The following is a 12,380-nucleotide window of genomic DNA, read 5'->3' on the forward strand; positions in this document are numbered from 1 at the left end:
ATTTGCAGCCCATTGAAGCCGCTCGCAGCCCAAATTAAGAAATCAAAACAGGCTCTTAGAGGCGTTCACCGCAAGGGTGTTTGCTCCAAGGGCATTCGCGCCGCATCCCCCTACCGCTGTCACCGACAGACCCGACCGCACACGCCGTGACCGATTCCAACACTTCGTCATCGTCAACGCCAAGCGCTGCGCCGCAGTCCAGGCTTCGTACCGTCGGGCGCCGCACCGCTCAGGGGCTTGGTGGGGTCGTAGCCCTCGTGCTGCTGCTCGGACTGGGCCTGCTGCTGTTCCTGCAGACCGAGTCGGGCGCCACCCGCGTTGCACAGTGGGCCCTCGACCGCTTCAACCCGGTTGAAGAAACCACCATCACAATCGACCGGGCGTCCGGGTCGTGGCTGGGTGGACTTACGCTCTACGGGGTGGTATTTGAGCGGGATGCGGAGCCGGTGCGCCCCGATGAAAATCCCGATGCGATCCCCGATACGCTGCACACCCATCGGCAGGGGCCTACCGTTGGCGTGGCCGCCCCGCGCGATCAACAGCTGGTCGCTGTGGATACAGTCTCCGTGTCATACCGGCTCACGGCCCTGCTTGGGGGCACGTTGCATCTTACCAATGCCCACCTGGGCGGACCTGCCGTATACGCTACCCAGGCCCCCGACGCAACCTGGAACTGGGATGCCGTGCTCGCACAGTTCGCCGCCGACCCCGACGACGAGCCGACCGACCTGCGCATCCAGATAGACCGAGCCGAGGTGTCGCGCGGCTATGCCGAAATCGCGTTCTGGGGCAGCGAGGCCGACTCAACCGCCTTCATTGACCCGCTCACGCTGCGCCTGCGCAACGTCGATATCGGCGAGACTACCCAGGCTACGCTCGATACGCTCCACGTGCGTGGCGAGCTGCCCGACGACAGCGCCATGCCCCTCACGCTTGCAGCCCGTGCCACCCTCACGCCCGACATGCTGACCGTGAATGCGCTGCAGCTGGATGCGCCCCGCAGCCGCCTTCGAAGCTACGGCACCCTGCAATTCGCCGCAGGTCCCTCAGCCGACAGAGACACGCTGGCAAATGACACCGATGCACCCGCAGATGCACTCGCAGATGCACCCACACAGGCGCTCGATGAAGCAGCATTCGCGGTCCACGCCGACTCAATTGCTGTCGCTGATATCGCCCCGTTTGTGCCTGCCCTGACGCCGGCAATCGACGAGGTGCACCGGTTTACGCTGGCCCTCACGCAGCGTGCAGGGCACTGGCAGGCCGAGGGGAGCGGGCAGGTCAACGATGCCGGTACGTGGCGCCTCAACGCGGAAGCGACCCTCCCAGATGCCGATACCACTCGCCTCCACTACCGGGCTGCCCTCGACATCGACCAGTACGTGACCCGCCTTACCGGAACGCCTATCCGTGTAAATGCCTCGCTTGATGCCGACCTGAGCGGTACCACCCTTGAAACCCTCAGTGGCACCACCCGACTTTCCGTTCGCGATACGCGCTTTGAAACGCTGGCTGTCGAGACCCTCGACCTGTCGGCTACTACAACCAGCGGAACGGTTGACCTGGAGAGCCAGGGGCGAATCAACGCCACCGAAGTGCAGCTCAGTGGCACCACGACGCCGTTTGGCGACGTGCCCGCGTACGACCTGACCGCCCGCGCCGACGGACTCGACCTGGCCGAGTGGCTTCCTGATACTGAGCTAACGTCTGCGCTCAACCTTGATCTGACGCTGGCCGGTAGCGGGATCGACCCGCCGACCGCCGACCTCTCGACTACGCTTTCCCTGCGGCCCTCTACGGTACATGGTATTCCCATTGATGCACTCACTGCCACAACGACTCTACAGCGCGAAACCGTACAGTCCGACTTTCAGATGAGACTGCCAGGTGGGCACGTGGAAGGGCGGGGGCGGGCCGCCCTCGACGAAACAGAGGCATTTGCTCTCGAAGCACTGCGCACTACCGACTTCCACCTGAACGCTTTCCTTGACGCGCTCCAGGTTGCCCCCGATCTGCCCGATACACGCATCAGCGGGCGCATATCTGCTGAAGGACAGGGCTTTGACCCACAGGAAACCGCGCTTTCAGGAAACGCTGAGGTCAGTCGCCTAACACATGGGCTGGTGCAGATGGATGCGATACGGGCGGCGCTGTCGTTCGAGTCAGGCACGCTGCAGGCTGACATAGACGCTGAAGGCAATGTCGGACGTGTACAGACGCGCATGGCAGTAGACCCCTTTGCGGAGATGCTCACCGTGGCGCTACGCGATGGGCGTCTCAACAACGTAAACATCGGGCCGCTGCTGCAAGATGAAAGCCAGGCGAGCGACCTCAATGGCACATTCAGTGCGCGTGCAACACAGGCCGAAGACCGTCTCATAGAAGCGCAGCTCCAGACCGACCTTACCCAGTCGCGCCTCAACGAACAGGATATCGAGGCACTGGGCCTGCTCGTGAGTCTTGATGACGATGAGCGGCTCACCTTTGACACGACCCTGCGCGTTCCCGGCGGAGAAACACGCCTGGCGGGTACAGCCCGACTGTTCGACGATCGTCCGTCGGTCAACGTAACGGAGGGCACGATTCGCGCGCTCAATGTAGGCGCGCTGGCAGGCATTCCCAACCTCGATACCGACTTGAATGGCACGCTCGACTTTCGCGGAGCGGGGCAGTCGCTTGAGGTGCTCTCGTTCGACGGGCGGCTGGCGCTGTCTGACTCGCGCATCAACCAGGCCATGCTCAACGAAAGCCAACTCACGCTGCAGGCCGACCAAGGGCAGGTCGAGAGCGATATACGCGCTCAGTTCGACGTAGGCGAAGCACAGGCGACGCTCAATGCTTCGCTCCCCGACTCCTCGTACACGCTTACGGCCCGCGCGACTCAGTTCGACGGGGCCGCGCTGACCGGACAGGATACGCTGCAGACCGACCTGGAGTCGTTGCAGTTTGCCCTTGAAGGGAAGGGGTGGACTGCCGAAACAGCGTCGTTCACGGCAACGCTCGACGCTGCCGCTGCAGAATACGGGCCGCTCTTGCTGGAGTCGGCCGTGCTGCGGTCATCGTACGATGCTGGACGTGTTCACATCGACACGCTCAGCGTCAACTCGAATGTGCTTACCGCGACTGCAGGAGGCACCGCCTCGTTCTTAGGCGAGGATGCTGAGGCAAACATCGTACTCAATGCTAATCTTGTGTCGTTAGAGCCGCTCCAAACGTTTACGCCCCTGCAGACGCTTGCTGCAGACACGGGCTCGCTAACCGGACGCCTGCGTGGGGAGGCCGGACAGCTGCGGTTCAATGGGCGCCTCAACATGGATAATCTGATTGCCGATGATGCACGCGTCACCAACGTTGAAGTCATCCTGGCCGGGGCCCTCGCAGAAGACCGCAGCATCGACCGTGTGGAAGGACGCACGCGCCTGCAGTTCGTAGAGTGGACGACGCTTGCGGCCGACGAAGTGCGGGCCAACGGCACGTATAGCGCGGCTGAGGGGGCCTCGCTATCCACCAACGTGCGAGCCAGCGCTGACCAGCGTGCTCGCCTCGACCTCTCCGTTCCATCGTTCGACGAACCCTTCCGTGCCTCGCTCACACGCTTGGACCTGGATCTCGGCGCCGACGCGTGGCGACTGCTCCAGCCGGTTTCCATTGCACAAGAGGAGACTGCGATTCGCATCCGCAACTTCCTGCTGATGGCTTCAGACCAGCAGATAGCTGTAGATGGCCGCATCGACCCCGAGGGCGATCAGAGCCTGGTTGCTACGCTTGAGAACGTGAATGCCGGCCCTTTTGCAGAGCTGATGCAGATTGAGGGGCTCGGAGGCCGGGTGAACGGAACGATCGACCTCTCTGGACCCGCCGACGCCCCCATCATAACGATGGGACTTGATACCGACGTTCGCAGTGAAGGGCGTGAGGTGGGAACGCTCAACACAGAGCTGCGCTACGCCGATCTCGCGCTTCACCTTAACGCCAACCTTGAACATGCCGATGGGAGCACACTGACACTCAGTGGCGACTTTCCGATCGACTTGCGCCTTCGTACTCCTGAACCGGCAGACGTAATGAGCACGCCGGTTGATTTGCAGTTGGATGCCGACGCCTTTGCCGTTGGGTGGATTGATCCCTTTCTGGATCCGGATGTGATGGAAGACCTGAGTGGACGCCTCGACGCTGCGGTCCAGATCGGCGGCACGCGTACCGATCCGAATCTGCAAGGGGATGCAACCCTGAGCGCCTTGAGCATTGTGCTTACCGACTTGAACAACCGGTTTACGGAGGGGCGTGCCGTGCTTCGCCTTGAAGATGATCGCATTGAGATTACCGAATCGTCGATCCGGTCGCCCCGGCGCGGACGCATGTCGGCGACCGGGTCGATCGAGCTGGCTGAACTGGCGCTGGGCGAGATGGACTTGCAAATCCGGGCCGATGAGTTTCAGGCGATCAACACACGCCCGTATCGGCGAGGCACCATTAACGGCGACATGGTGCTTACAGGCACCACCGAGCGTCCACGGCTGACCGGTACCGTGCAGGTTGTACGCGCCGATATCTTCTTCGACGAGCTCGACGACGCAGCGGCGGCCGATATCGAAGCCGTCTCGTTGACCGACGAAGACCGTTCGGTGCTGGAACGCCGGTTTGGCGTCCGCCTGGCCGATGCTGATACGACGGTGTATGACACATACCAGGCTATGGCAATCGACATGGAGGTGGAGATCCGACGCGAAACATGGCTCCGGTCGCGATCGGGGCTTGGCTTGAACATTCAGTTCAATGGAGACCTGGACCTGCGCAAAGAGCACGACGAGGATGTAGAGGTCTTCGGAACGATCGATATTGTACCGGAGCGCAGCACCGTTGAGCAGTTCGGACAGCTCTTCCGGGTCGATGAGGGCACGCTCACGTTTAACGGGCCGCCCGACGACCCACAGATGTCGTTCACGGCGGTCTACGAGCAGCGAGCGCGCGAAACGAGGGACACAGAGGTGACGATCACCCTGAATGCTGACGGACGTCTGGGAGACCTCGACATCGGCTTTAGCTCAGAGCCCCCTATGTCAACGTCTAACATCCTGTCTTATCTCGCCACAGGGCGCCCAGCCGACAGCTTTCTGGGAGGAGGAGGGGGCGCCGGCAGCGGCGGCGATCTTGCTGCACAGCTGGCGATCGGGCAGGCCTCAAACTTTGTAGAGAACCTTGCCGCAACCCAGTTGGGACTTGACGTGGTGCGCTTGCAGGTGCGTCCTAACGGAATATCGTACCTAACGGTGGGGCGCTACATTACGCCGCGTTTCTATGCGTCCATAGAGCAGCCGATCGACACGGGCAGTAGCCAGACAGAGGTGCTGGAGCCCGACCTGCTGTTGGAGTACGAGCTCACGAACACATTCATGGCGCGTCTACTGCGCAGGCAGTCAAGCCTACGGCTTAATTTCTTGTACGAGCGGGCGTACTGACGGAGGGCGGTCTCAGGGCCTCTGGGCGGGCCCTGATCTACAGGTGAGTACAAGCAGAAGAGCAGACCGCCGAGCGTGAACTGCCGAGCGTGAATGCCGTGCGTTGCTGAAGACATCTCCGCATCACCACAGATGAAGCTATTTTACCACGTTCTGAGAACCAGTCCCATGTGCTTCCGCCGAACCTATCGGGCTTTGATATGAGTTCCTGAACATCAGGCAACGGCACAAAACAAAACGAGGGAGACGCGGCTGCGTCTCTCTCGCTGTTGAGCGTGTTAGCTGGCAGAACCGCTGTATTTTGCTTTTTTGCTCTTGGCAGACAACCGGTACCGTGCTAATTTTAAAGTGCTAATTTAAGATAGCCTCGCAGCGGCGATAGGTTGTCGTTCCCTGGGGCGTGTGTAAGCGTACAACCGACTGCGCCTTGGGCACCTCCGCTTCGTATGTTTCCGTAGAGGCAAGCGAGATGGGAGCGCCTCGGTGCTCGGCCAGCATGAGCCAGGTGCCTGAGTGCACGTCAATGGAGGTCTTTTCGTAGACGACCTGGCACTGTACAGGCATCTGGGCCGAACGCGTACGGTACCGGTAGTACGACCACCCCACCAGTCCGAGAGGAAGAAGCCAGCAGATGCCAAGGAGCAAGAGTGAGGCAGCCATGAGCGGTATCAATTGATGCAAAAGGGCGGATGTAAACGTGCACCTCTCTTTATGTCAAAGATGATACCAGGGCGTCTTTGGCGCACAAGAAGTTTTCCTTTGGCGCATGATGATGCGTATATGTCCGGTAAGGAGACAATACACAGGTCAAAAACCCGATTCAAAAGGGTAAGTTGTTCGGTCTGACTTCTTAAAAAGGTACAAAAAGAAACGGTGTGTAACGGAAGGAAAGGAGATATGCCTCTTATACCCATGTCATTAAGATGGCCTGTTACAGGATGGCTGTCACGAGGCTGCGCCAATTCTACGACGGATGGCAGCGTCTGTAAGGTCTGTAAGTGGGTCGACGCCTACCTGGTGCGGTTTCAGTCCTGACTTCAAGAGTTGATCGAGGCAACCGAGCGGTTCCTTCTTGGCGAGAGCGGTTCATGCGCTACGGATGTGTTCTGTACGCGTCGTGCAGACGTTCTGAAACCGTAGGGAAGATCCAATTTGGAATGCACGGGCGCTCGCCTTACCTTAGAGGCACTGCTATTCATAGCAGGTCGATAGCTGCCCCGAATTCAACGATATAGCGCGTATGCCTCCTGTTGTATCTCCTGTGACCGGCATCCACCACGTTACGGCCTATGCGAGCAACCCACAGCTCACCATCGACTTCTACCGCGATGTGCTCGGACTGCGGCTTGTGAAGCAAACGGTTCTCTTCAACAACCCCTCGGAAGTATTTCGGGGGCCGACTATGTACCACTTCTACTTCGCCGACGGGCAAGGCACGCCAGGCACCGTCATGACGCTGAAGCCGCACCAGAGCATTCAGCGTGGACAGGTGGGGCGGGGGCAGGCTACAGCCACCTCGTTCACTGTGCCCACTGGCTCGATGCTCTACTGGCAAGATCGTCTTGAGGCGCACGGCATACGCACCTACCCGCTCACCGAGCGCTTTGGAGAATCGGTGCTTCGCTTGCAGGATCCTGATGGGCAGCCTCTGGAGCTCATCGCAAGCACTTCCGACATCGCGCCCTGGACGGGAAGTGACGTGCCAGACGAGTATGGCATTCGTGGATTCCACAGTGTGACGCTGCATCCCAACAATGCCCGTGAAGCCAGAGCGGTGCTGCGCACGCTGGGCTACGAAGAGGAAGACACTGAGCCCACGCCGCAAGATGGCGACTGGACGCGATTTACCGTGCCCACCGCCGGGCATGCACGCCACGTAGACGTGTACAACGAGCCCAATATGCACGAGGGGCGGTGGGGATACGGTACCGTTCACCACGTGGCCTTTCGAGCACAAGACGATGCCCACCAGGAAAAAATTCGCGAAGCGCTTCTGGCGGATGGATATGGACCAACAACCATGAAAGACCGCAACTACTTCCATTCAATCTATTTCCGCACCCCCAGTGGCATTAATATCGAGATTGCGACCGATCCGCCCGGTTTTCTGCATGATGAGCCAGAGGAGGCGCTGGGCGAGCAGCTGCAGCTACCTCCGTTCTTGCGGCCACGGCGCGCTGAGGTTGAAGCTCAGCTGGCCGACATTACGCTGTAGCATCCCCTACGAGCCTCTTGAGAGGCTCTCCCGCTGTTCATGCTCCCTCACGGATTTCTCGCTGGCGTATGTCCTCTTCATCAACAGATCGCTTCTCAACACGCTGGGCACTCATTCTAAGCGTGCTTGGTATTGCCGTAGGCACCGGCAACATATGGCGCTTCCCACGGATTGCCGCAGAAACCAGCGGGGAAACCGGGGCGGGGGCTTTCCTGGTGGCGTGGATTCTCTTCCTGTTTATGTGGAGCATTCCCCTGATCATTGCTGAGTATGCGATGGGGCGTAAGGGCCGGATGGGAATTGTAGGGTCTTACGCGAAGGTAGCCGGGCGCCACCGCGGATGGATGGGTGGGTTTATCGGGGTGGTAACAACGGCGATCATGTTCTATTATGCAGTGGTAGCCGGGTGGTGCTTGTTCTATTTCTGGCAGATGCTTGCCCATCCGCTGCCGCTCTCAAACGAAGCCGCTCAGGAAGGGTGGGAGGCCTTCCAGGCCGGAGGCACCCCTGTGTTCTTTCATGCGATCGCCGTAGGCGTTGGAGCACTCGCCGTGTGGAAGGGCGTGTCCTCGATCGAGCGCGTTAACCGCGTTCTGATCCCTACGCTACTCGGGGTGTTACTGCTGGCGCTGGCCCGTACCTTTACACTACCAGGAGCGTGGGAGGGCATCGCCTTTCTGTTCACCCCTGAGTGGGCGCTGCTGGGCAACCCAGAGCTCTGGCTGCAGGCCCTTACGCAGAATGCGTGGGATACGGGCGCCGGATGGGGGCTCATTCTTACATACGGGGCATACATGCAGGCCAAACATGGGGTGGTCTCCAACGCATTCATTACGGGGATTGGCAACAACATCGTGTCGCTCATCGCAGCTATCATTATTTTTGGGACGGTCTTTGCCGTACTGGGCACGACCATGTCGCAGAGCGAAGTGCTCAACGTGATGCAGACAAGCGGTCCGGCTGGTACGGGGCTTACCTTTATCTGGATGCCACAGCTTTTTGAGCAGATGGCATTCGGGCGCCCGCTCGCCATGCTTTTCTTCCTCGGCCTCTCGTTTGCCGCGCTCAGTTCGCTCATCTCGATGATTGAGCTGGCCACGCGCTCCTTTGTTGACGCGGGGGTTACACGCGCCACTGCTGTGAGCTGGGTGGCCGGTCTCGGCTTTGTGCTGGGCATCCCCTCAGCAGTAAGCCTCGACATCTTCGCGAATCAGGATTTCGTATGGGGCGTGGGGCTTCTCATTTCAGGCGCGTTGGTTGCGCTGGCTGTGCTTACGTACGGGCCGCGTGCTTTCCGGACTGAAACGATGGGCCACGGCGGCGAACGCAATCCAGGGGCGGCCTGGGACGTGCTCATTACGTACTTTGTGCCGCTTCAGGCTGTCGTTGTGCTGGGCTGGTGGATCTACCAGTCGATCTTCGTGTTTGCTCCCGATACATGGTTTAACCCGCTCGATCCCTTTAGCATCATGACCTGTCTGGTGCAGTGGACGCTGGCAGCGGTGGTGCTCTGGGCGCTTAACGATCAGTACGTGAACCGCATGTTCGCCCGCGAGTCGTCTCTCTAAAGCACCTAAAGTCCCTCATCGCTTTAGAAGACCTTCTGTTACGTTTGTAGCACGCATTTGTAGTACGCACATAGTACACATAAGGTGAGAAAGGGCGCGTGTGCCGTAAGCAAGTGCCGTAAGCCCCTGCGCGCTCCGTTATGTGGCACGGTACATGCTCTTCGGAAGCGCCCACAGCCACGCTTCATTTGGCTCCCCCTCATTAGCAATCGAGGATGATATGCGACACGTTACCCAGACTGTTACCCAGGCCGTGCTCAGACTCGTGGCAGCTGTTCTGCTTACGGTAGCCACGATAGGGGCCGTGCACGCTCAGCCTACAGAGAATCCATTGCGCATTGGCGCAACGCTGCCAGGTCTGGACGCGGGGCTCTACGACGTGCAGTCTGAATCCCAAACAGCGCTCAGCAACGTACTGGGCTCGCGCGCCACCGTGTTTATCTTCTGGAGCAACGAGTGTCCATGGGTCGACCGCTACGAAGACCGTGTTCAGTCACTTCGCGAGCAGTTTTCGGGGCAGGGCATCCGTTTTGTGCTGGTGAATGCCAACGATGCGGATGCGTTTGAGCAAGAAGGGCGTGCCGCAAGCGCTGAACGGGCCCGGTCGCAAGGGTACGGGGGGATGCGCTACCTGCGCGACGACACTGCGGCGCTGGCAACGGCGCTGGGGGCAATGCGCACCCCGCACGTTTTTGTCTTCGATGCGAACCGTACACTGGTCTATCAGGGCGCCATCGACGACAGCCCGGGCAGCGCCGAGGATGTCACTAACCGGTACCTGCACGACGCGCTTGATGCGTTGGCAGCAGGCGAGTCGGTGTCTGAGCCCGAGACAAAAGCCTTTGGCTGCATGATCAAGCTGCCGCGGTAGCGAGGTCGGTTGCACAGGCAATCTTTGCAGCGTGCAGATGCTCGTAACCGACTCGACACGTTCTGCTGCGTGCCTGGATCATTTCTGGGATCGGCCTTGTTGATCTGCATGCTTATACAGAGGCCCGTAGCTCAACTGGTAGAGCAACAGACTCTTAATCTGTGGGTTGGGGGTTCGAGACCCTCCGGGCCTACTACGCCCCCCAGCACTATAGCGCGTAACGATGCCCCGCATCGCCAACTGGCGGTTCGGGGTATTTTGCATGAGGGCAGCGCGTACGGTTACAGCAAGCACGGTGATAGGGGGCGAACGCAAGCTGCCTGAACGCAACTATGTCCTGAACGCGATATGTGTTCGTGGTGCATCGTACTATCGTGTATCTGTAATCAGGCCCAGAGGGTGCCGAACGCCTTCGTGGATCGCGTCGTATTGGGGACACGGAGACCTACGTTTCGCATCCCTCTGAACATATTTCTGCATGTAGCTGATTATGAGCGATTCGAAAGAGCGCACGGAGCGCCTGCGCGATGAGCCGCGCACCGACATCTCAATGGCCCATCGTATGCAGCGGTTCGTGGAGGCGCTGCAACTGCGCATCACGAAACGGCTTGAGCGCTACGAGCCCGATACACGATTTCAGGTCGACGAGTGGGAGCGTCCGGGCGGCGGTGGCGGGCGCACGGCGGTGATTGAGGGCGGAGACGTCTTCGAGAAGGGCGGTGTGAACACCTCAGCGGTGCATGGCGAGCTGCCCGCACGCATGGCGAAGGCGCTGGAGGTGGAGCCGGCGCCCTTTTTTGCGACGGGACTGTCGCTGGTTGTGCATCCGCGCTCGCCGTATGTGCCTACGGTGCATGCGAACTTTCGCTACTTTGCGCTGGGCGACGACCTCATGGACCCGGATGACCAGTGGTTTGGAGGCGGCGCCGACCTGACGCCATACTACCCGACGCTGCAGGATGCGCAGCACTTCCACCGGGTGTGGAAAGAGGTGTGCGACGACCACGATGCCGTGGCGGACTATGAGTCGTTTAAGCAGCAGTGCGATGCGTATTTCTACCTGTCGCACCGAAAGGAAGCGCGTGGCGTTGGCGGGATCTTCTACGACTACCTGCGCGGCGAGCCGGAGCGCACCTTCCACTTCAGCCGCGACGCCGGTCGGGCCTTTCTGCGTTCGTACCTGCCCATTCTGGAGCGTCATAAAGACCGCCCATACAGCGAGCGCCAGCGGCGCTACCAGACCCACCGGCGAGGGCGCTACGTGGAGTTCAATCTGCTGTTTGATCGTGGCACGAAGTTCGGCATCGAAACAGATGGGCGCACCGAGAGCATCCTGATGAGCTTGCCGCCAGCAGTGAACTGGAGCTACGACTGGTCGCCCGCGCCGGACACGCCTGAGGCCCGCGCGCAGTGGTTCTTCACCGCCCGCGACTGGCTCTCGATAGACGAAACAGAGGCGCCGAATGTGATTGAGGCGTGAACGCTCCTACTCAAGTGAACGCTTCTACTCAACGGTGAGCGTGAACGGATCGGAGTAGACGCTTCGGGAATTACCACTCACGCGCACGGTCCATGCCATGCGGTAGGTGCCCTCGACCGTGTGGGGCACCCAATCGTCGACAGGTACTCGAAGTTCGAAAGCACCCCGGTAGGTGTCCTGGGGCATTACTTCCTGATCGGGACACTTGATGAGGATATAAAATTGCTCATAGGCATCGGTCCACGTGCCGTCGTCCTTGAACTGCAATTTGGGCGGTGGAAAGGCGCCCTCCCCGCATTTCGAAAACGCAACCGACTGCAGCGACGCGTTCGCGAGGGCATATGAGAGCGAGCCCTGTACCTGGTTTGAGTTCTGTTTTGAGTCAATCGCAACGGCGTAGGTATCCTGCTCGGTCTGCAGGGAAACGGACCCGTCGTTGGCCCCGAAGAGGTCGCATCCGGCCAATAGAACGAGGCAGAGAATGCTTCCTGTAAGCACCCGTGTGGGCAGGGGAAAGCGCATAGTCATGGTGTAGCCGTTAGCGAATGTGAATCTATTATCTATTGGAAAGTATACCGCTTTTTTTCCACAGTTCCAAATATTTCTGGAAACAACTCGAAGCGGAGTCCGCCCATTTTCCGGCTGGTGGCTAAGAACCTGTTTTGATTTCTTAATTTGGGCACCCCAAGAGTACTTCCTCCCTGCGGTCGGGGCGCTGCGAGCGGCTCCGCTGGGCTGGGGCCGAAGGTCATGCCCCTGGTGCAAATTGTCCCCGATATACGGGTGT

At 59.9% G+C, this 12,380-nt stretch carries 7 protein-coding genes and 1 tRNA gene; 6 read left to right on the forward strand and 2 right to left on the reverse strand.

From position 1 onward, the window contains the following. Nucleotides 1-146: 146 nt before the first annotated feature. Nucleotides 147-5,459, forward strand: a complete 5,313-nt coding sequence (locus PPP56_RS04120) for a translocation/assembly module TamB domain-containing protein (protein WP_353562769.1) — start codon at nt 147-149, stop codon at nt 5,457-5,459. 351 nt (nt 5,460-5,810) lie between these two features. On the opposite strand, the gene PPP56_RS04125 is transcribed toward PPP56_RS04120, so the two are convergent. Then, complete coding sequence (locus PPP56_RS04125; RefSeq protein WP_353562770.1) at nt 5,811-6,119, reverse strand: hypothetical protein; 309 nt, start codon at nt 6,117-6,119, stop codon at nt 5,811-5,813. Nucleotides 6,120-6,699: 580 nt separating this feature from the next. Here PPP56_RS04125 and PPP56_RS04130 point away from each other — a divergent pair. From PPP56_RS04130 to hemF, 5 genes are all read left to right on the forward strand, one after another. Next, complete coding sequence (locus PPP56_RS04130; protein ID WP_353562771.1) at nt 6,700-7,674, forward strand: ring-cleaving dioxygenase; 975 nt, start codon at nt 6,700-6,702, stop codon at nt 7,672-7,674. A 68-nt stretch (nt 7,675-7,742) separates the two neighbouring features. Next, nucleotides 7,743-9,242, forward strand: a complete 1,500-nt coding sequence (locus tag PPP56_RS04135; protein ID WP_353562772.1) for a sodium-dependent transporter — start codon at nt 7,743-7,745, stop codon at nt 9,240-9,242. Between the two features lie 220 nt (nt 9,243-9,462). Further along, the gene (locus PPP56_RS04140) at nt 9,463-10,113 is read left to right on the forward strand and encodes a redoxin family protein (RefSeq protein WP_353562773.1); all 651 of its coding nucleotides are present in this window, start codon (nt 9,463-9,465) and stop codon (nt 10,111-10,113) included. 120 nt (nt 10,114-10,233) lie between these two features. Next, nucleotides 10,234-10,306 (forward strand) — tRNA-Lys (locus tag PPP56_RS04145). A gap of 297 nt (nt 10,307-10,603) precedes the next feature. Further along, on the forward strand, nt 10,604-11,593 hold the full coding sequence (gene hemF, locus PPP56_RS04150) for an oxygen-dependent coproporphyrinogen oxidase (protein WP_353562774.1): 990 nt from the start codon (nt 10,604-10,606) through the stop codon (nt 11,591-11,593). A 24-nt stretch (nt 11,594-11,617) separates the two neighbouring features. On the opposite strand, the gene PPP56_RS04155 is transcribed toward hemF, so the two are convergent. After that, on the reverse strand, nt 11,618-12,115 hold the full coding sequence (locus PPP56_RS04155) for a hypothetical protein (RefSeq protein ID WP_353562775.1): 498 nt from the start codon (nt 12,113-12,115) through the stop codon (nt 11,618-11,620). Between the last annotated feature and the right edge of the window lie 265 nt (nt 12,116-12,380).

The organism is Longimonas sp. (assembly GCF_040409695.1).
Taxonomy (GTDB): Bacteria; Bacteroidota; Rhodothermia; order Rhodothermales; family Salinibacteraceae; genus Longimonas.